Genomic DNA, 21,488 nt, shown 5'->3' on the forward strand with positions numbered 1-21,488 from the left:
TAACGTCTATCTTATGAGAACTATAACGATACCTACCGCTTCGGAGATGAGTTTGACCACAGTCTGCAATGCACTCGGTGACCCCATTCGCATGAAAATCGCATACTGCCTGGCGAGCTCGGGTGAGAAAAATTGCTCGGCTTTTGAAGTCGACCATATCTCCAAATCCACGTTGTCCCACCATATCAAAATCCTGCGAGAAGCTGGCATTATTCAGCCACGTATTGAAGGCAAACACCACTTTTATTCCCTTAGAAAGGACGAACTCATTGCACGTTTTCCAGGACTGGTCGCTATGATTCTACAAACAGGAGGCTCAGATTAATGGATAAAAAGGCAATCAAGATTCTAATGAGTACATTCTGGGGCGGTGGCGGTTGGAAATCACCCATGCCCCCTTTTCGGGTGATGATTTCGAATATGCCAAAAGCAAGGGCGTCATGTTCGACCCGCTCACGATCAGCCATGACGAGATCGTAGAGCGTCTGCATCACATGCATCAGAACCCTGCGCTTAAAGAGCGCGTCATTGCAGCCTTTCTACACAGTCTATCCACCAAAAAAGTGTATCTGCGCAGCGCATTATCCAGCTGGGCTTTGACACGAAACATGCCTCTGCATACCTACGGTGAACGCCCGGCTTTACATGCCAATACAAGTGCCTGCGGGGACTGTAACTTCCTTCGTTTACAATCGGATAAACAATATGTGGATGCAGATTTAAACGTGCTCAATTTTGAACGAATCAAATGGAGCGGGGTACGGCACGGTTGGTTGCTCTACTGCCTGATGGATCTGGAGTTACTGCTTCAGGATTACAACGATAACAGTAGCAACAGCACGGAGAGCAATCACATTTCCCCTTACGAAGTGACTGAGGAAGACCGAACGATTCTTGCCAAGATGCTGGAAGCCTCACAGACAGGAGATCCAACGGACAGTGCACGCTCCCTGGAGAAAAAGTGGAAGGATTGTGTACCATCCAGTAAACAAGAACGGGATTCACTACTAGAAATCTGGGCGGCCGCTGGTATTCTCGTTCCTATGGATACGCCAAGAAAACGTAAAGGTGGTTCAGGCGACTTTATCTTTGTCGCTTCTTGGCAGGGCGATGATGGGTATCATGCCGAAAACGTACTTGATTACTTTGGCCCTTATCTGCCTCCAAGTAACCTCTAGATTGGTTTCATCTATTACATCTGATTCGCATGACCATCCATGCTCCAGGTTACAATACTGATATCGACAGATTTCGGGTTGAACTCGTATAATAAGAGGAAATGAGGATGATGGGAGTGAACCAAGCGAGTTTATGATGTACATACTGGCTTTCATATTGTCTTTTGCTGTCGTGGTTCTGCTGATTCCGCCGCTGGGCCGACTGGCGCACAAGCTGGATTTTGTGGACAAGCCCCGGGAAGATGTGGAGCGTAAGCTACACAGACAACCGATACCACTGACCGCTAGCTACGCGATATTTACTGGATTTTTCCTGACATACATTGCTCTTACTAAAGAATTGACCTGGGAGACAGCCGCATTGGTTGCGGGCGGCATGCTTCTCCTGACGATCGGTACGATTGATGACTGGTACAAAACCAAAGGAAAAGACTTTCCTGCGCTACCTAAAATGATTATTCAAGTCTCCGCTGCAGTGCTCGTTTTTGCTTCTGGTATTGCGTTTACCGGATTCGTGAATCCGTTCAATGCAGAGTATGTGCTCCTGCCGATCTGGTTGCAATTCATTCTGACGATCCTGTGGATTTTCGGAGTTACGACGGTGATTAACTTCTCGGATGGTATGGATGGACTGGCTGGTGGTTTATCCGCGATCTCGGCGATCACGCTATTTATTGTAGCGATCACTAAGGGCCAGAGCGATTCAGCACTGATGTCCATTACTTTAGTTGGGGTAACGCTTGGTTATCTCAAATATAACAAGGCTCCAGCCAAAGTGTTTATGGGCGATGCCGGCGCTACGTTCCTAGGCTTCATTCTAGCGGTTATCGCACTTGACGGTGCATTCAAACAAGCAACGATGCTGTCCATTTTCATTCCGATTCTGGCGCTGGGCGTACCGATTTTCGATAATATTTTTGTTGTGATCAAACGTTTCCTGCAAGGCAAAGCGATCTATCAAGCCGATGCAAGTCAGGCTCACTACCGCCTGCTTCGTGCCGGTTTGAACCACAAACAGGTGGTTGCCGTGCTCTATCTGGTCAGCACTTGTCTGTGTCTGTCCTCCATTATTTTATTGTTAGTCGATATGTAAAAAAAGTCGTTGGATCACACAATGCAAGCTATGCCAATGAATGATTCAATAGAAATACAAGAAGCCACCCCCATGTCGAATGAGGGTGGCTTCTTTTGTTATTGAATAACTTGTTACATGAGTATCAACTCATCAAGAACACATCAAGATTAGCCGTTTTTTTCTTATTCGTAAAAAACTATGATTTAACCGCACCCGCCATTGCACCGCCAACGATAAAACGCTGCAACGCAACGTACAGCACAACCAGTGGCAACGTCACGATCAGAATACCACACGCTAGTAGCGGCCAGTTATTCATATACTGCCCATAGAAGGTAAACAAACCTTTGGTAACCGGCTGATAATTCGGATCAGACAGATAAATGGTCGGCCCAATAATATCATTCCATACCCCGATGGCTGTGAGAATAATGCCTGTTGCCAGAATCGGCTTCATTAGCGGAACAAGGATGGTAAACAGATAACGGGTGTATCCGCATCCGTCCATGGCAGCCGCCTCATCCAGCTCGCGGGATACCGATTTGATATAACCGACAAACATCAGAAACGCAATGCCTGTGCCCGTCGTTTTCAGCAAAATGTAACCCGTTTGCGTATTATACAGCCCCAGTTGATTGATCAAAGAGAACTGAGGAATCAACGGGTTCGGCAAATACATGGAGATCAAAAAGAAAATATAAATCAACGTACTGAATTTCACGTATCTGCGAGCAAGCGGGAAAGCTGCAAATATGGACAAAATTAAGGTCAGCAGTGTGGACATGCCCGTGTAAAGCACACTGTTCCACATGTACTGCGAGAAACTGCCCTTCGTCCATGCTTCGGCAAAGTTCTCCAGCCGAATGCCTTCCGTAAGTGCTACGGGATTCAGTAAATACTCCGTCTGTGTTTTCATGGACACATTAAACAGATAGAACAGAGGGAAGACGTATAGCGCAAGCATCAGCAGCACAATAATGTAGCTGATTGTTCTTGATGTTCTGCTCTGCTTCATTATACTTCCACCTCTCTTTTGCGAAGATAGAACAACGCGACCATCGAGATCGTAAACACAAACAGGAACTGAATCATTGCTACCGCAGAAGCCAGACCATAATCGGCTGAGCCGCTACCAAACGCTGTTGCATACACGTCAAATGCCAGCGTTGTTGTATTAAATTTACCGCCTGTGAGGACGTAGATAATGTCAAAGGTTTGCAGTGCGCCGATGATGGACAACAGCATATTCACGGTAAAAGAAGGAGCAATCATCGGGAACGTGATGTTAGTGAATGCTTTCCATCCCGATGCACCATCCATATAAGCCGCCTCGTACAGATCACTCGGAATCGTCTGCAGCCCGGCAAGGAAGATGGTCATGGAATACCCCATATACATCCAGATCTGCACGAAAATAATCAGCTCAAAGGCAATATTATAATCCCCGAAAAAGTTCGAGCTGGTGCCAAAGAAATTCAGAATTGACTGCGCCGGCCCGCCAAGCGGATTTGCTACGAGCTGCCAGATCAATCCGGACACCGTTACACCAAGCACCACGGGCAGAAAGAATACCGCACGATACAGCTTGTCGCCTCGAAGCTTTTTGTTAATCAGAATGGCCATAAACAGACCTACTGCGTTTTGGATGATAACTACAGCAAACGCAAAATATAAGGATCGCCCGATCGCATCCAGCCGGTCACCTGCATTAGATGCGCCAAAGAAGGTTTTATAATTTTCGAAACCGACAAAGCTCCACTCTTGTCCTCTCACTCCAGTCGCATCGGTAAACGAAAACAGCACCGTCACCAGCGATGGACCAAAACCAAACACGACATAAAGCAGTAGTGGAATGCTTAAATACAGATAAGGAATCAGCCGGGCCTTCCCTTTTCCAAACGGATACATCGTCCTCACACCTTTCATCGGGTAAAACCAAAAAACCGGAATAACAGCTTGACTTGGTACGGGCTGGCCTGAAGGCTCTTACCCCAAGCGCTATTCCGGTGGTTACTCTGTATTGAATCTTAGATCGATACTCGAACTATCTTTAGTACACGAGTCCAATCATTTGTTTATTTCGGTGCTGCCGCATCCCAGTCTGCTTGCGATTTGCTCGCAAGTTCCTCTGGTGTAGCAATTGGCCCAGCCGGTTTAAGCATCTCTGCATGAACACTAGACTCAGCAATGTACTGTCCTACGTTCTGACGATTAATGAACAGCTGATCCCAGGAAAGCTTGAAGTTCTCCAGGTATGGTTGAATGTCTTTGATAAACTCGCTCTTGATTTCTACATCAGGCTGTGTCGGAAGGAATCCGGCTGCATTAACAAAATCCGTATAGTTCCCTTTCTCCGACAGCATTTCAAGCCACTTCAGCGCATAATCCTTGTTTGGTGACTTATCTACTACCATCCAGGTCATATCGTATTTACCAGCCAAGTCTTTGTTCTTCGCTGCATCGTTACTGCCCGGAATCGGGAAATACCCAAACTTCAGATCAGGGTTAGCTGCTTGAATCGTCGTTGCATCCCACGTACCGTCCGCAATCATAGCCACCTTACCTGTAGCAAACAGACTTGGCAGTGTGCCGTAGTCAATCCCCATGAAACCAGGCATTGCACTGTTCATCAGCGTTTGAGCCTTTTGCAATACTTCAATCTGTACCGGATCAGTCAGCTTGGTTTGACCTGTCCACAGACCTTTGATGTAGCTCAGTTGATCATCATGGATGGAGGCTTGAAGACCTTGCACCGCAAGGCCAATCGGCCAAACATCTTTACCTGCGAAGCCGAGTGCTTCTACGCCGTTATCTTTGAATACTTTGATGACGTTTTGCAGTTCATCCCATGTTGTCGGCACTTGCAGATTGTATTTGGCAAAAAGGTCTTTGTTGTAGAACAGGCCTGTGAATGCCACTTTACCCATATTGACACCGTACACCTTGTCGTTGTACGTCATCGCGTTCTGCACGTCAACTTCGTTATAATTTTTGATAAAGGCCTGACCAGACAAGTCACTGATCAGCCCTGCGTCGATCCACTGCTTCCACATCGGATCAGCCGCACCCTTGGACCAGTCTTGCGGAGCACCAACGAAGCTGGACTTGAGCGGAATGATATCTACATCGCCCGTGTTACCTGCGTTCATCCGTGTTTGCATTAGTTGATCATACGTTGCATCTGCCGGAACTGTTGTGTACTCCACTTTCACGTCCGGGTACTTCTCTTCAAATTTTTTATTAAATTCTTTGATGTAATTGTTGATATTCTCTTGTTGCCAGTGAATGATCTTTAACGTCACTTTTTTGTTTCCATCCGTAGACGCCTTCCCATCCGAATCAGTCGAACCGTTACCACATGCTGCAAGTACAAACATTAAAGCGGTTACAAGTGTAATAGATAAAATCTTTCTCTTCATATCACTTTCCCCCAACCATTCAAGATTAATTTACGATTCAACAAATTTACGAAATCAGTTTCGTTAATTACACCCTCATTATGACTTCACCTGATAAATTTGTAAATAGTTTATTTGAATTTTTACAAAATATGTGATGAAAACCGCATCTGATATGGGATTGGGCGTTCTTCCATGGGTGGATTCACACTTTGTTTTACGAAAACTCTATTCGCTGGCTTTATTTTCCCACCTCTACTCTTCCTTCCACTCTAGTTAAAATGAGCCTCTGTTTGTAGGAAATAAGGTTATTTTCACTAAAATCTAGTAGTATTTTCGTTAGATTTGAGAGAAAATACTTATAAAATATCCATACATATCATAATCACCTCGACGATCACCCTTTCTGTTATTGACTCTCAGAAGCTTGTGACATAGAATGTTGGCAAGAAAGCAATAAAAAGGCACAGCCACAATCTACGAAACTAGTTTAGAATTTGAGGGATATATAATGAATATCAAAACGATAGCTCGTTTGGCCGGTGTGTCTGTTGCAACGGTGTCTAAAATTATTAACAACTACCCTGACATTGGTGAAGAGACACGCCAACGCGTACTTAAGATTATGGAGGAAACGGGTTATCGCCCCTCATCTTCCGCCAAAACACTGGCAACTAAAAAGTCCAATCTGGTGGGTGTGGTCTTTGCAGGGAAACTGAATGTCGATTTCAGTCACCCTTTCTTTGTAGAGGTCATTAATGCCTTTAAGAAACAGATCGGCCTGTTAGGATATGATCTGCTCTTCTTTTCCAATGAAAAGTTCCTAGATCAGGGTGAAGACTACCTGGCACGTTCCAAATATTTTCAAGTGGATGGCTGTATTATTATTGCGGGGGATGAGGTGGAGAGCAGCGTGTCTGACCTTGATGCAAGTCCCATTCCGTGCATCGGAATTGACATTGAGATGAATGGACAGAACTCCTGTTATATCATGTCGGATAACGAAAAAATCTCTACCAAAGTGGTGGAACAATTTTATATGAATGGGTATCGGGATCTCGGGTTTATCGGGCTCCAGCGCGCCTCCCTCGTGATGCAGCATCGGGAAAAAGCCTTTAAACAATCCCTAAAGCAGTTTAGTCTCGAAGAGAAACCGGAATGGTTGGTATACAGCCAAGATTATGCCGCTACCGATGGTTACGAGGCAGCCAAACAGCTGTTACAAGCAGATGTCTTGCCGCGAGCTGTATTCGCCGCCACGGACTTGCTTGCATTCGGAGCAGTACGAGCCTTTAAAGAGGCGGGATTACGCGTTCCCGAGGACATTGCTGTTGCAGGATGTGATGACATCGAAGCCTGTCGTTACAGTGATCCTCCACTCACGACCGTTAAGCAGGATACAGACAAAATTGGACGTCTTGCGGCAATGATCCTGTTTGACCTGATGAACAAACAAATGGATAATCGTTGCATTAAAGTAGAGCCGGAACTGGTACTGCGCCGATCCTGTGGCACGTTGCTGGCATACCAGTAAAAGAGTCGGGCAGTGTAAAGAAGGACTAGGCTGCTTGACTGGATATCGCATTATTCAAGTTGAGCGGCACTGTGATTTGAGAGTGACGTCGAGTAGAAACATCGTCTGTCATGTCAGGTATATGTTGAAATCGAGGCTCTGATTATATGGATGGTTCAGCTAACGATCACCAGAAGCCTTATTTGCCGGATTTGGCCTTGGTAAAAATTCTAACGATCACCAGCGACGCTATTTGAACCAAAACGGCTTGTTCACTACGGTTTTCGGGCACAAATGAGAAAATAGCGTTCCTCGTGATCGTTAGAATTCGAAAAGAGTTAAAACGGGCCAAATAGGGTCACCTGTGATCGTTAGCCGCATTGTCATCAAGGCAAAGATGTATAACTGACACTGAAAGGTGATAGAGACGGCTCAACGAAACCTTCATAACAATAAGGGCATACACGTCCTTTCCATTGTAGCTTGGCAGTGAATAGATAGAGAGTACTTAAGCAGGCGCGAGGGTGTTCATTGGATACGAGTCAGCACATGATGAGAGCTAAATGGACAGACTTCGGGCGATTGTCGACTTCGGGCACAAACAACAAAAAGACGAAGCAGGACTGCGCCTGCTTCGTCTTTTTTCACATTATTCACCTGCATTATGTCATTTTCCTGCATCCTATCTGCTACTCGGTGACATCTACAAGACTAGTGGAGGGACGGAATCCCTTCACTCACGGACAGGTCATAATCTCCTGCCACAGTCGGTTACTTGAGAGTAGCGACAGGAGGCAGCGGGGATTTGCGCTGCCGCTCCAGCCATCCGGGCCGATCCAGCTCAAGGAGTCGGCGATATCGTTCTTCCCGAGCCAGCAGTTGTTCGTGAGAACCCTGCATGACGATGTTTCCATTTTCCACAAACACAATCTCGTCCATCTTCTCTGCACCAATCAGGTGGTGAGTGACCCAGATTAATGTTTTGCCTTGCAGGCTGTCCAGCATGGTGCGCATCAGTTCGCGTTCTGTCACGGGATCTAACCCTACAGTAGGCTCGTCAAAAATAACAACGGGCGTCTTCCGTAGCAACACCCTGGCTAGTGCAATCCGCTGACGCTCCCCGCCGGAGAAGCGCAGTCCTGTCTCTAGCATCGGTGTCTGATACCCCTGTGGCAGAGACTCGATCAGTTCAGCCAGACCAACCTGTGCAGCGACCTGACGTATCTCTTCATCCGTTGCATCTGGACGACCAATCCGCAGATTGCCTGCAACCGTCGTATTAAAGAGATGTGGACTCTGATTGAGTACTGCTATCACTTCGGTTATACTCTCGCCAAGCATCTCTACAGGCAGATCATTGATTAGAACCTTGCCGGATGAGGGAGACAAAGCACCTTGAATCAGCTTCAGTAATGTCGATTTACCACCACCGCTACGTCCAAGAATAGCCATACGTTTGCCCTGAGGCAGATGCAGAGAGATATCCTGAACGGCATATGCTGTCTCTGCTTCATACCGATAACTCACTTGCTCAATGCTAATATCCGCGCGCAGTTTCGGCGGAATGCGCAGACGGATTCGTCCATCTGCAGTCGTTCCCCGATCCGCTGCGGCTATATCATCGGTCGATTGCACCGCAACTGAACCAGATCGATGTCTGTTATGAGACTCCAATACTTTAGACTTCTTTTTCTGCTCTTCCCCATTCTGACGCACCTTACCCTCCGAGCCTTCCAACTTGCTTAATCGATCTAGAGATTCACGGTAATCCGGAATATGTCCTAGTGCATCGTTAACAGGTAGCAGTGATTCCGTAAGCGGGAACAAGACGAGCACAAATGCCGCGATCATAACCGCAGGTAGCTGGGCCGCTGTAGTCGTTTGTCCTGCCCACATGGTCACCCAAACAACCATCCCGCCAATGAAGCATTGCGCAATAAAATCGCGCGAGCGGTTCCAGCGACGCAATCTACGGCGAATCTGATCAGCATGCTCCTCGTCCTCTTCCTGCCATTGCACGAACGCTGCCGCTCTGCCACTGGCAATCCAGTCTCCCAGCCCGAGTACGCCGTCGGTCAGACGTGTGTACAGCTTGCTGTTTTCTCTTTTGAGCTGCACACGCCATCTCCAGGTCAGCTTTAAAGAAATTGCAGGAAGCAATGCAACAATAAACAACATATACAGTGCCATCCATAGTGCAAACATCGGATCTACACTGCCGAATGCCAGTACAGCCGCTCCGTAGATCACAAGTGCTGTAACAGCCGGGAATACGGTACGAAGATATATATCTTGCAGACGTTCTACATCATCGGCCAGTGCACCGAGCACGTCACCGGTTTGCATTCGCGAACGCAGAAACAGAGCCTGTGGTTCCAAAATGCGATAGAGCTTCACTCGCTGATCTGCGAGCACACGCAAAACAGCATCATGTCCTGCCAGCCGCTCGACATAACGGAACACCGCCCGGAAGATACCAAAGGCACGTACACCTACAATCGGAACATAGACCATCAAAATATTTTCAGGACGCAGCGCAGACTTGGAGATCAGATATCCGGAGGTGAAAAGGAGCATCACCGCACAGAGAGCCGCGCAAGTGCCCAGTGCAATCGCACCGATCAATCGCCAGCGGTACTGTACCGCGTATGGAGTAATCCAGCTATTTTTCTCACCTTGTGCGCCTCGTTCGGTCTCTGTCCCTGGGTGTCCGGATCTCATCTCATATCGCCTCCATCTGCGCTTCAATCATGTGATAATATACCCCTTTTCGTGCAAGCAGTTCCTGATGTGTGCCTGTCTCCGCTACCGTACCGCCATCCATGACAATAATGCGATCCATATGCGGCATCCAGTGCAGACGATGCGTTGCCAGAAAGACAAGTTTACCTTCGAACAAGGGTAACATCGTCTGCTTCAATTCATATTCGGTCTCGACATCCAGATGTGCCGTAGGTTCATCAAGCAACAGCACACTGCGTTCACTCAGCAAAGCTCTTGCCAGCGCTACACGTTGCTCCTGACCGCCGCTGAGCTGTCTGCCCCCTGCACCAATCGGTTCATGCAGTCCATTTGCCAGAGATGACAATAGCTTTGTCAGCCCCGCTACCTGTGCCGCTTGAGCTACTTCCGCATCGGATGCCTCCGGCATGTAAAAACGAATATTATCCGCAATGGAACCACTGAAAATATACGGATGCTGCGGAATCGCCGCCGTCTGGCTACGCCAGGCCTTGAGCCGTTCCAGACTTAGAGGCTGGCCATTGACCAGAACTTGTCCGGCTGTTGGAAGCTGAAAACCTGCGAGAACATCGATGAGCGTTGATTTTCCGGCTCCACTAGCGCCAATGATTCCAATTTTCCCAAGACCCTTCAGCTGGAAAGTAACATCCTGAAGGGAGTAGGCTCCCTCTGCTTCATGCTGAACCTGAATATCCTTCAGCGCTAATCGGCTATGCTCTCCCCAAGATGATGAAGTTGCCACATCATACATCCCATGTTTATCCCGGTTAAATACCACTCGCAGTTGTGAAGAGGAGACAGAACCATTTTCATTTTCACCCAACACTTCAGCTTGATCCAATGCACTTGCACAAGCCTCTGTCTGACGTTGTTCTGCGGCCTTGCCTCGTTCAATCACTTGATTAATCGCTTCGCCAGCTTCCTTGCCATCCAGAGTCGCGTGGTAATCCGCACCCAACATGCGTACGGGCAGGAAATACTCAGGTGCTAGAATTAATACCGTTAGAGCAGGAAACAGTGACATATGTCCTTCCGTAAGCCGGAGTCCGAGACCTACTGCAACGGACGCAACCGACAACATGGTGAAGAAATCCAGCGCAAATGAGGACAAAAAGGCCATACGTAGTGTGGACATCGTTGCTTTTCGGTATCGCTGGCTTACTTGCATGATGGAGCCTTCGTGTGTTTTGCTTTGCCCCAGCGTTTTCAACGTTTCCAGTCCACGCAGTGCATCCACAAAATGATTCGCCAGCGCTTTGTAGGACTTGAATTGTCCATCGATCTTACGCTGAGTCGCCAGACCAATGAGAATCATAAATACGATCAGAATCGGTAGCGTCAGCATTAATATCACACCGGACATCGTATCCAGTTTGAATACATAAAGCAGAAGGACAACAGGTATAAACCCCATGCCCAACATACGCGGGATAAACAGCTCCAGATACGTTTTATATTGGGAAACCCCTTCACGTGCCAGTGTCACCAGATGTCCCGTACCTTCTGTCTTGGCATAACGTGGCCCGAGTCTAAACCATTGTTCCGTCATCTGTTTACGCAGATCGGTTCCGGTTCTCTCCGCATACCGCGTAGTGACAAGTTGTAACCAGAATGACAAGGCATAGCGGGCGGAAAAAGCAGCCAGAAACAGCAGCAGCACCGGATACTGTGACGAAACCGCGGCACCTTCGAACAACGCCGTAATCGCCTGTGCCAGCCATTTGGCCTGCATAATAATCGTCATCGCCTGCAAGAGCACCAGCGCAGATGCCAGTGCGAGTACCGGCCGGATGCCCGGCAGCTTCATTAGCCCGCGTCCCATGTCAGTACTCCAGGTGGTGCTGTTCGTTCAGACGTTTGCGGAAAATATAATAACTCCAGATCTGATATCCAAGTACAAACGGTAACAAGGTGCACGCAACAATAGTCATCACTTTTAATGAGTAAGGTCCCGATGCTGCGTTATATACGGTCAGATCAAATGCCGAATTGATGGAACTCACCATAACTCGTGGGAACAATCCGATAAATACGGAGGCAAAAGCAATGGCAATAACCGCACCTGTCATCCCGAAAGCCCAACCTTCACGCTGCTGACGAATGAAGTAAGCCGCAAGAGCCAGTGCCATGGCACCAAGCAGAACCATAATCCAGAGCGCCCAGCCACGAACAGCAAACACATCGGTCATCAGATAGGTCAATAATGCGTATATCGCAAGCACTGCAACCAGCGGTATCATCAACTTTTTCGCCATATAAAGTGCACGTTCTCTCAATTCACCTACGGTACGCAGGGAGGCAAATAACAGCCCGTGAACCAGACATAATAGCGTTACACTCAAACCACCCACAACGGTGTACGGATTCACAATATCCAGGAAACCGGCATGCATTTGCATTTGCTCATCAATGGGCAGACCTTTCATCAACGTTGCAAAAACAACCCCAAACAGGAATGGCAGTAAAGTACTTGCCACTACGATAATAATGTCCCATGTTTTACGCCAGCGCTGCTGTTTCATTTTACTGCGGAACTCAAAGGCGACGCCGCGTCCAATCAACAACAGCAACACAACCACCAGTGGCAGATAGAATCCGCTGAACAGCGTTGCATACCAGTGCGGGAAAGCCGCAAACATGGCACCGCCTGCGGTCAGCAACCAGACCTCGTTTCCATCCCAGAATGGCCCAATCGAATTGATTAATGTACGACGTTCACGATCTGTTTTGGCAATCAGACCCGTAGACATCCCTACCCCGAAGTCGAATCCTTCGAGAAAGAAAAAACCGATAAACAATACGGCGATCAGTACAAACCACAACTCACTTAGTAACAACGGAATACCCCCCATCTACGCCAAACGGATCAGCCGGCTCATCATGCTCGTCTGACTTATCGACGGCATATGGACCTGCTTTGATTTTGCGTACAAACAGATACACCATCACGATGCCAAGAACCGTATACGCCGCAGTAAAGGCAATCGTGGAGAACAAAATCATTCCTGCGGAAACATTAGGTGACACACCTGCCTCGGTCGTCATATACCCGAACACCGTCCATGGCTGTCTTCCGACTTCAGTCATAATCCATCCTGCTGAATTCGCAATAAACGGCAGGGAGATCGCAAAGACCATCAGACGCATAAACCAGGGTTTCGCCACTTCCAGCTTCTTGCGCCAAGCCAGATATGTACCATACATCGCAAGCAGAATCATCAAGCCGCCTGCAGCAATCATGACACGGAAGCTCCAGAATGTGGTTCGCACTGGTGGAATGTAATCTCCGGGTCCATACGTTTGCTGGTACTCGGCATTCAGTTCTTTCATGCCTTTGACACTACCGGAAAATTTACTATAAGAGAGATAACTGAGTAATCCAGGGATTTTGATCTCACCGGAGTTCTCCTGTTTATCCGGGTCAATGGAAGCGATAACCGTCCACGGTGCCGGGTCTTCAGTTGTTGTCCAGGTTCCCTCACTTGCAGCCATCTTCATCGGCTGTGTTTCCACCAGATATTGAGCCTGGAAGTGCCCTGAGAAGGCCACGCCCAGCGAGGAGACAAGACCGATAATAACCGCGATGTTAAAGGATCTGCGGAATACTTCGACATCCTTCTTTTTCATTAACTTATAAGCACTAATGCCCGTCACGACAAAGGCTCCCGTCATTAACGCACCAAAAATCGTATGCGGGAATTCAACGAGAAACTGTCCATTTGTAATGAGTGCAAAGAAGTCATTCATCTCCGCCCGGCCATTATTGATGGCGAATCCAACGGGATGTTGCATAAACGAGTTCGCTGCCAGAATCCACACCGCTGACAGGAATGTGCCGACAAATACAAGCCAGATACAAGCCAGATGTACTTTTTTGGACAGTCGATCCCAGCCGAATATCCATAAACCGATAAATGTGGACTCCATAAAAAATGCCAGCAAAGCCTCGATCGCCAGCGGCGCACCGAAGACATCACCAACAAAGCGGGAATACTCCGACCAGTTCATACCGAACTGGAACTCTTGCAAAATACCGGTGACCACACCGACGGCAAAGTTAATCAGGAACAACTTGCCCCAGAACTTGGCCATCGTTTTGTAAATCTCTTTTCCCTTCGCAACATACAACGTCTCCATAATGGCTACCAACAGCACGAGGCCAATGGATAGCGGTACGAAGAAAAAGTGGAAAATCGTTGTAAGTGCATACTGGATACGCGATAACATAATCGGATCCATACCTTTACCCCTTCTTTCTGCTCGCTTTAGCAAGATACGTAAATGGCTTTGAAGCGGGCTTCTTCGCTGTCTGTCCTCCAAATACGTTGATGAACGTATTGTGCCAGATTACCTAATTTTCACATGTGATAATTATCACTAACTCGTCCCTCTTACGTAAAAAAAGTGACCTCGGTCACACAATAGATAAAATTAAGCCTATTTATCAGGCTTGTTCGTTGCCTGATTGGTCTTGACTGATGCACGTATTCATGGAAGTTGTTCATGTTTGGAGACAAATGCCCATATGTTAGTGTCAGACGGAGATATGTGAAGTGCTACAGCGGCTTTTTACATACCAAAAATCCCTTATCAAGGTGTGGTGAGTTACAAATGGAACATGCTGAACCGTTAACAGATGCGGATCCAAAGCCAAAACAGAGGCAGGAAGAGGATATAAAACAGGCAACAATGGACCTGTCTGTGTCCACAGATCTTGCCGTTCAATATGTGATTTTCCCGCGAAAAGGAGGCTGGTTATCCTTCCCCTACCCGGACATCGTTGCTTTATTTGCAGCTCAAGAAGGCACGATCTTATATGTCAGTAGCCGTACGGCTGAGGAAGAAGAATTACCAAAATCCATTCAGGTGATCTCTCTTTCGGAAGCGGAGAACCGATTACAGGAACCACATACAGTTGCAATCGTCGCACACCCATACTGGCTTATAGCGGTAGCTTCACTACAACCTGAATTATGTATTGCACTATTGCCTGAACCCGTAGGAGATGAAGCTGCATCTCCACTCTGGGAGAGCAATATCTCCAGACTTGTCGGCATTGCCGATCTAGTGGCCACATCCTCGGAAACCCGGTATATGAAGCTGCTCTTTCAAGGTACCCGTGCCATCTGGCTAGGGGGAGAAGACACTTCACCAGCCGGTTACATCCATTATGACGGTACACGTATTCCACTGCGCGATTATGAGATATTTTTTATGCATGCACTTCAGCAGGTACTGACTGGTAAACCAGACCGCGTTACCACGCTTCAATGTCGTTTGCGAGCCGACTACTACAGACAGCTCCGAGCCAAAACAGGTGCTCATGAAACCATCTCGTTTCTTCTGTCCGCATATGAGTATTTACTGGAAGATTCACGTGCCGCCGCCTCACTCAAGGAAGCATTCACTCATGCTATCATCAACGGAAGGCAGGATTGTGTGGTGTCTCATTACCGGTTCCTCTCCGCCATCTATGCGAGATCAGGTCAGATTGAAGAAGCTCTACAGGTGTTTGGCATCAGTGCAAATAATGAGCAGGAACGTCATCATTATGAGCAATTGTGCCGCTGGCTTGAAGCCGGAGAAGAACAGTTGGTTCGAGCAGAACTGCTGCGCATCAATGATGATTATGGCAGTGCTCTGCGCGTCCTGGATGAGCTTGGCGGGGAAACGGCAAGGCATTGGAAGTTCCGTATCTATCAGGAAACAGAGTGTGTGGAGGATGCGCTCGCGCTCGTTCATGCCAGTGATATTCAGGATGCGACCAGCCTTCTGCAATATCGACAACTATCCGGGACGGCACTGGCTCTTCGAGGGGAACGTCACGGTGCGGTAAGGCTGTTTCTGGAGACAGCTGTGGAGGATGAAGAGGCCTTAGCTCGGATTATGGAACTGGAGCTGCTCGATCAAGCCGTACAGCAGTTGCTTGGGGAGGTGCCTTAATGATAGACCCGAAGAAGCGCAGAACCCCTGGAAGTAGGCCCGTTATGCATGATTCACTTCAATCGACTTCGAGTTCCGAAGCCCAAAGCCAAAGCTTCTCAAGTCAAGTTCATCGCATCATTAACTCACGGATCGAAGAGGAAACGAATTCTTCCGCGAGCCGTGATGTAGAGGTAGACGCGTACGAACAAAACTCTCCCGTGCGTCGGGTGCGCAAAAATAAAAACAACAAGCTGACTGCTATGCTTCAGGTACGTAATGAGCAAGGACGTTATCTGGAAGAAGTGTTGCAAAATCTGAGTGAATTCGTGGATGAAATCGTCATTGTGGATGATGCCAGTACAGATGGAACACCGGAAATATGCAGAGCTTTCCCAAAAGTAGTTCGTCTTGATGTGTTAGAGAAGCCATTGTTTGCCGAAGAATGGCGCCTTCGCAACACGTTATGGCAAGCTGCAGTCAGTACAGATCCAGACTGGCTTCTCTCGGTAGATGCCGATGAACTATACAGTGCTGAAGCCAAAAAGGCAATGCGCAAACTCATTGATCAGGACTACGCAGACTGGTTTGCCTTCCGATTCTACGATATGTGGGGTTGCCGAACACATTATCGGGAGGATGAGCTGTGGTCCATGCACAAACGTCACACTGCCTCCCTTGTCCGTTATATGCCGGGCTATCCTTACTTTTACCCGCAACAGAATCACCATGTTCCTCGTCTTCCCGCGTCCTGCACCGTGTTACCAGGGGTATGCACTGAACTGAAAGTTCAGCATCTCGGCTGGGCTGGAAGTTTGGAGGATCGGGTACGCAAATATTTACGTTACAAACGTATTGATCCGCATGGGGAATGGGGCAACCCAGCGCAGTATGAGTCCATTCTGGACCCTGAACCGCGCCTGCTCCCTTGGAAGGAGGAGTCGTAATATGGGTGTGGTCAGCATACTGACCCATAGTTTTACCGATGGTTACAACCGGGAGTTTGGCCGGGTATTTGGCGGCGGGCTGGAACGTTATATTCTCGATCTATGCAGTGTCATCCGCGGACTCGGACATATTCCCGAGGTACACCAGCTGTCCTATTTCGAATCATTCCAGACCCGAACCGAACAGATCGACGTCTATGGTTACGATTACGACATGGAAAATGTACCGGAAGCTTTTGACCGGATGGCCGCAGCCGCTCGCGGTCCAATCATCTATGCCAGTTGCCTGTGGCAACCCATCACCTATAAACCTGGCAGTCTCGGAATATGCCATGGCATTAATTGGGATCGCCCCCGTCTGCCGCTTGAGACGAAACGCCAGGTTGCCGATCACATTCAGCTCGCGCTGGACGGACTGGTTCGCATCGTTTCGGTAGACTCTCATTTCCAGACTTTCTGCAGGGCAGCTTGTATGTATACCGATTCAGAACAAATTGTGCTGATTCCCAACGCAGTGGACACCTCTTATTTCATCCCGGCTCCGCCAAGCAGGATGCTCACACCGCAGCATGAAGAGGAATGGATGACGGCATGGAAAAGAGACACCGCACTTCAGGCTGAACATGAAGACACCCTTGTTCAGGAATACAAAGAGGATGCAGCAGATCATCATACAGCAGGCCTTAATGATTCAGAGTTATATCGCAGTTCAGGAGAAAAAGCCAGAACGAAGAATTTTAAGCGAGAGCAAAGTGAAGACTCCGGCGCTGATGCTGTTTCTTTCGAAAACGGGTTTGCGGAAATCACTCCTCATCAAGGTCAGGGTCATACGAACAACGCTGTGGATGTACCAGTCCCACGTCCAATCCGCATTCTATATCCACGCCGCATCAGTAGCGAGCGCGGTATTATTCCTATGATGCTGGCGGCAGATAAGCTGCTCGGGGCTTTTCCAGATGTGGAGGTTGAATTTGCCGGAGAACTGGTCGAAGGCAGTACGGTGGGCAGAGCCTTTCGCTATTGGCAGCGTACACATCCGCATACAGCCCGCATCTACCAGCATACGTACGATTTCAAAGATATTCGTGACGCTTACCATCAGGCAGATATCGTTGTCATTCCTACCCTATTCTCGGAGGGAACCTCCTACGCATGCCTGGAAGCGATGAGCTGCGGTCTTCCGGTGATCGCTTCCAATGTCGGCGGACTCAATGATCTCATTCAGGATGGGTTCAACGGATTGCTCGTACCTCCGGGTGAGCAGGCACTGACTGCCGCGCTCATCAGGCTCGTTCAAGATCGCTCCGAGCGGGAGCGGCTGGGGATCTATGCGCGCGAAACTGCACTGTCTTATGATCTGTCCATATGGCGCAGCCGGTGGAGCAGGGTACTGGAATCTTTTTTAGCTGAAACAGGATTGAAGGAGGCGATTCAAACATGATGGACACACCCGACACCACGGCAATAATGGAATCAAGGTACATCCGGCAAAGCGATCCGAAGACAGACACGCTCGTTTTTCCGCTTCATCCCGCATGGTGGAGCCGTCCTTATGAGTATGAATGGGCAAGGCAATTCGCGCGTTCAAGCGACGTAGTGCTGGATGCAGCCTGCGGTATTTCGCACCCGTTCAAGTTTTGGCTCACGGAACATTGCCGCGAAGTTCACGCATGTGATTGGGATGAACGCATCTTGTCGGAAGAGGCGATTCGTCTAGATATTGCGGCTGATTTTGGCGAACAGGCGGCTCTCCATCTGCCCGAACATTACCTCACCCGGCTTCACCGCGCTCAGGCCAATCTGGCTCAGCTTCCATATCGTCCCGAGCAGTTTGACCGCGTATTCTGCATCTCTGTTCTGGAGCATCTGGACACGGGCACGATGTTGCGGGCTTTTCGCGAATTCGCTCGGGTGTTGAAACCACGCGGACAGTTAATCGCCACTTTTGATGTGCCCGAGATGCGACCGGATTTGCTGGAAACGATCATGGCTGTCACAGGGCTGATGATTGAAGATAAGTTAACTGTGGAAGAGCCTACGGACGCCATCTCCTCGGAGATGTACGGCGCGCCCATCCGCTGTTTCAGGGCTGTCATATGCAAGACGGGAAAGGGATAGTGTCGTTAGTGAGGCACAACATTTTAATACACCTATCTTTACACACGTTATACAGTACTTCATCCGATCTATATAATTTGAACTAAAGATTTTACATAGTCCACTCCGATGACAGAAGAACCTGGAGAGTAGCGGTTATCCCCAGATTTTTTTGGATTCCATTTTCTACAGGGAAAAATCCGGTGATAAGCGTATGCTTCCGATGCTAGCTTTCTTTCAGAAAGCTTTTAGCTCCGCTTTTCCAGGTTTTTTCTGTCCTCTCGTTATTGTGTAAAAGAATAGTTCAACTTATATAGCATCTAAATAAGCACTCTCATAGAGGCTTTTGATAAGAAAACGATCGGGTGTCCAAACGTAATATGAGGAAACGGTAGTGTTACGGATTGCATAACGAATTGCATAGTTATATGTTTATCCGTCTGAACCAGCAGGCCAAACTTGTGGTAAATGCAGTGTGTGCCGGGATGCCCCCGGCTTTTTTGCTATGCTGTGAAGTCGGGGCATCCCGGGGTATCCGGCGCTATGGGTACGCCGGATTACAGGTATACCAGCAGCATGTTGCACTGCTGCTGGAAGGTTGGGGCATGGGCTGCGCCAGAGGCCGTCAGGCGCAGCAGGGTCTGTAGGCCCGGCGGCGGGGTCTTCGCCGGGCGGCCTTGGGCGGCAGCAGGCCGTGCCGTGATCCGGGCCGCGCAATCGGCCCAATCACGCGCCAGGCTCTGCCGCCTGGCGAGCAGCGCGAGCGTGCCCGCCAGGAGCGCATGCGCTGCGAGCGCCGGGGCGGGCACTTCGTCCGCGCAGGGCTGCTGCGCGCCGCTAGGCGTGCCGCATAGCGCAAGCAGCCCTGCGCGGACGTGAGCGGGCGCGCGCAGCAGCCCGCAGCGGGCCGCAGGCGGGAGCGCTGCAAGCAGCGCCAGCGCGGCGGCTGGCGGCAGGGCCTGCAGCAGGTGCAGCCATGCGGGCCAGGCGCCCACGGCGGCGAGCGCTTGCGCGGGTAGCGCCATGCTGCTCGCGTAAGCGCCGCACGTTGCTGCGCCCTCGCCCTGCAGCAGCGCCTCGGCCGCACGCGCCACCTCCGGCACGGCTACATGCTGGCGCGTCGCCGCCGCACGCCTGGGCACGCCGCGCTCACGCTGCTTATAGCCCAGCGCCCACAGTGCCAGCACAGCCTCTGGCCCATGCTGCGCATGCACTGCCCACGGCCGGAGTGCCGCCCTCGCGGCTGCGTCCTCACCGATCTGGGCCAGCGCCAGCCCAGCGGCAAGCGGCTTCGCGCGCTGCGCCGGGACCAGTGCCCCCGCATGGCGCAGCAACCATTCCGGCCGATGCGCAGCCAGCGCGACAGAGACCAGTGCTTGCCATGCCGCTGGCGGCAAGCTCACCCCCTCGGCTACGCTAGCAATGGCCTGCGGCCGTCCCGTGGCTGCCCCAAGCAGCAACATTCGCTGCCATGCCGCCCCGTTGCCGGGCTGTATGCCCAGCGCTTCCGTATAGGACGCTTCCGCTTCTGCCCAGCGGCCATTCTGTTCATGTGCCATGCCTTCCAACGTTAGGCTGCGGTAGCTTCCGGCACCGGACACCGAGGTATACCTCCCTGCTGTCAATGCGGCGGATTTCGCCTGTTTTAACCATTCTAATGCATGATCTGCACGGTTCTGATCCAGTTCCAACACAGCCGCAAGTTCAAGCAGGTCCGGGAAATCATCATATACCGTTACCCAGTTCTCCACCACAGAGAGCGCCAGCTCAATCTGCCCCAACTCTCTCCACGTATATGCTGTTTTTAGTACCACATCCGAATGATATCCACACGTCGGATCAAGCTTTGCCAGCAGCGGCAGCAGTAATCGAATTGCTTCATCATACTTCGCTTGCTGAAACCACTCTGCAGCCAGCGCATAGAGCAGTTCCTGCTGATCTGGTGTCTGTTGCAGAGCCAGCCGAATCAATCTCATGTTACGCACATCTTTTCGTTTAGTAGCAATCACTTTATCCAAATAACCGTAATGAACAACCTCGATGTCCGAATGACGAATCCCTTGCGGCATCAACGCAAGAATAGAAGAAGCGACTTCCTCATGGATTCTCCCATGAAAAGCAATTCGGGGGTCATTTCGAAATAAACGGCACACCTCGTCCGTTACACGTTCTTCGCCTGAGTTACCCAGCAGACTCGTCACCTTAACCCAATACCCCCAGCTCTCTTCACTCCCCGCTTCGAGCCATTCCATTAGCTCTGACTTTGTCCATAACGTATGCATCCACATTTCATCGGCATCCAGTACCAGAATCCATGTAAAACTTGCGGCAGCAAGTGAAAGATTACGCGCCTGGCTAAAGTCTCCGTTCCACTCTGCACTAATGATGGTTGCATCATATCGCTGAGCAATAGCTACGGAATCATCCGCTGAACCTGTATCCACGATAATGATCTCGTCTATGATTTCACGTACAGAAGCCAGACAACGTTCCAGAAACTCGCTTTCATCCCTCACGATCATACATAAGCTAATACCTTCCTTCACCCGTACCCTGCCCTCCTTCCGTCAAAACCCTCCCTGCATATCCTTCGCCTTCCATGTATTGTCCGCCGCT

At 49.5% G+C, this 21,488-nt stretch carries 16 protein-coding genes and 1 pseudogene; 9 read left to right on the top strand and 8 right to left on the bottom strand.

Features of this window, described 5'->3' with window-relative positions:
* The first annotated feature begins 13 nt into the window (after positions 1-13).
* The 3 genes and pseudogenes from J2T16_RS14825 to J2T16_RS14835 all read left to right on the top strand — a co-directional run bounded on the left by J2T16_RS14825 (position 14) and on the right by J2T16_RS14835 (position 2,271).
* Positions 14-325 carry an ArsR/SmtB family transcription factor gene (locus J2T16_RS14825; RefSeq protein ID WP_090921693.1) on the top strand — a complete coding sequence of 104 codons (312 nt, stop codon included), beginning with the start codon at positions 14-16 and terminating at the stop codon, positions 323-325.
* Positions 325-1,178: pseudogene (locus J2T16_RS14830) on the top strand (hypothetical protein). The gene J2T16_RS14825 and the pseudogene J2T16_RS14830 overlap by 1 nt, the downstream one beginning before the upstream one ends.
* A gap of 133 nt (positions 1,179-1,311) precedes the next feature.
* Positions 1,312-2,271: an MraY family glycosyltransferase gene (locus J2T16_RS14835; RefSeq protein ID WP_090921690.1), complete on the top strand. Its 960-nt coding sequence runs from the start codon at positions 1,312-1,314 to the stop codon at positions 2,269-2,271.
* 178 nt (positions 2,272-2,449) lie between these two features.
* Here J2T16_RS14835 and J2T16_RS14840 read toward each other — a convergent pair whose 3' ends face one another.
* The 3 genes from J2T16_RS14840 to J2T16_RS14850 form a co-directional block, all read right to left on the bottom strand.
* On the bottom strand, positions 2,450-3,268 hold the full coding sequence (locus tag J2T16_RS14840; RefSeq protein ID WP_090921688.1) for a carbohydrate ABC transporter permease: 819 nt from the start codon (positions 3,266-3,268) through the stop codon (positions 2,450-2,452).
* Positions 3,268-4,161, bottom strand: a complete 894-nt coding sequence (locus tag J2T16_RS14845; RefSeq protein WP_090921685.1) for a carbohydrate ABC transporter permease — start codon at positions 4,159-4,161, stop codon at positions 3,268-3,270. The genes J2T16_RS14840 and J2T16_RS14845 overlap by 1 nt, the downstream gene beginning before the upstream one ends.
* Before the next feature lie 167 nt (positions 4,162-4,328).
* Positions 4,329-5,672, bottom strand: a complete 1,344-nt coding sequence (locus tag J2T16_RS14850) for an ABC transporter substrate-binding protein (RefSeq protein WP_090921683.1) — start codon at positions 5,670-5,672, stop codon at positions 4,329-4,331.
* A gap of 490 nt (positions 5,673-6,162) precedes the next feature.
* Here J2T16_RS14850 and J2T16_RS14855 point away from each other — a divergent pair, with 490 nt between their 5' ends.
* Positions 6,163-7,185 carry a LacI family DNA-binding transcriptional regulator gene (locus tag J2T16_RS14855; RefSeq protein WP_090921682.1) on the top strand — a complete coding sequence of 341 codons (1,023 nt, stop codon included), beginning with the start codon at positions 6,163-6,165 and terminating at the stop codon, positions 7,183-7,185.
* A 542-nt stretch (positions 7,186-7,727) separates the two neighbouring features.
* Positions 7,728-7,943, top strand: coding sequence for a hypothetical protein (locus J2T16_RS14860; RefSeq protein WP_221786633.1), 216 nt, complete (start codon positions 7,728-7,730; stop codon positions 7,941-7,943).
* Here J2T16_RS14860 and cydC read toward each other — a convergent pair.
* From cydC to J2T16_RS14880, 4 genes are read right to left on the bottom strand one after another with little or no spacing between them, the layout of a single operon-like run.
* Positions 7,936-9,885 carry a thiol reductant ABC exporter subunit CydC gene (gene cydC, locus J2T16_RS14865; protein ID WP_499018597.1) on the bottom strand — a complete coding sequence of 650 codons (1,950 nt, stop codon included), beginning with the start codon at positions 9,883-9,885 and terminating at the stop codon, positions 7,936-7,938. The genes J2T16_RS14860 and cydC overlap by 8 nt on opposite strands.
* A gap of 1 nt (position 9,886) precedes the next feature.
* Entirely contained in the window at positions 9,887-11,728 is a 1,842-nt protein-coding gene (gene cydD, locus J2T16_RS14870) for a thiol reductant ABC exporter subunit CydD (protein ID WP_499018598.1), read from the bottom strand.
* Position 11,729: 1 nt separating this feature from the next.
* The gene (cydB, locus tag J2T16_RS14875) at positions 11,730-12,743 is read right to left on the bottom strand and encodes a cytochrome d ubiquinol oxidase subunit II (RefSeq protein WP_261771745.1); all 1,014 of its coding nucleotides are present in this window, start codon (positions 12,741-12,743) and stop codon (positions 11,730-11,732) included.
* Positions 12,730-14,145, bottom strand: coding sequence for a cytochrome ubiquinol oxidase subunit I (locus J2T16_RS14880; protein WP_221786643.1), 1,416 nt, complete (start codon positions 14,143-14,145; stop codon positions 12,730-12,732). Before J2T16_RS14880 ends, cydB begins: the two co-directional genes overlap by 14 nt.
* Before the next feature lie 372 nt (positions 14,146-14,517).
* Between J2T16_RS14880 and J2T16_RS14885 the strand changes: the two genes are divergently transcribed.
* The 4 genes from J2T16_RS14885 to J2T16_RS14900 are packed head-to-tail and all read left to right on the top strand — an operon-like array spanning position 14,518 to position 18,893.
* Positions 14,518-15,849 carry a hypothetical protein gene (locus tag J2T16_RS14885; RefSeq protein WP_336121680.1) on the top strand — a complete coding sequence of 444 codons (1,332 nt, stop codon included), beginning with the start codon at positions 14,518-14,520 and terminating at the stop codon, positions 15,847-15,849.
* Positions 15,849-16,775, top strand: a complete 927-nt coding sequence (locus J2T16_RS14890; RefSeq protein WP_336121679.1) for a glycosyltransferase — start codon at positions 15,849-15,851, stop codon at positions 16,773-16,775. Before J2T16_RS14885 ends, J2T16_RS14890 begins: the two co-directional genes overlap by 1 nt.
* A gap of 1 nt (position 16,776) precedes the next feature.
* Entirely contained in the window at positions 16,777-18,216 is a 1,440-nt protein-coding gene (locus J2T16_RS14895; protein ID WP_341181341.1) for a glycosyltransferase family 4 protein, read from the top strand.
* Positions 18,213-18,893, top strand: coding sequence for a class I SAM-dependent methyltransferase (locus tag J2T16_RS14900; RefSeq protein WP_253499384.1), 681 nt, complete (start codon positions 18,213-18,215; stop codon positions 18,891-18,893). Before J2T16_RS14895 ends, J2T16_RS14900 begins: the two co-directional genes overlap by 4 nt.
* Before the next feature lie 536 nt (positions 18,894-19,429).
* Here J2T16_RS14900 and J2T16_RS14905 read toward each other — a convergent pair.
* Positions 19,430-21,418 carry a tetratricopeptide repeat-containing glycosyltransferase gene (locus tag J2T16_RS14905; protein WP_499018600.1) on the bottom strand — a complete coding sequence of 663 codons (1,989 nt, stop codon included), beginning with the start codon at positions 21,416-21,418 and terminating at the stop codon, positions 19,430-19,432.
* Between the last annotated feature and the right edge of the window lie 70 nt (positions 21,419-21,488).

Origin of the sequence: Paenibacillus intestini (assembly GCF_030803945.1) — a bacterium.
In the GTDB taxonomy this organism is placed as follows: Bacteria; Bacillota; Bacilli; order Paenibacillales; family Paenibacillaceae; genus Paenibacillus; species Paenibacillus polysaccharolyticus.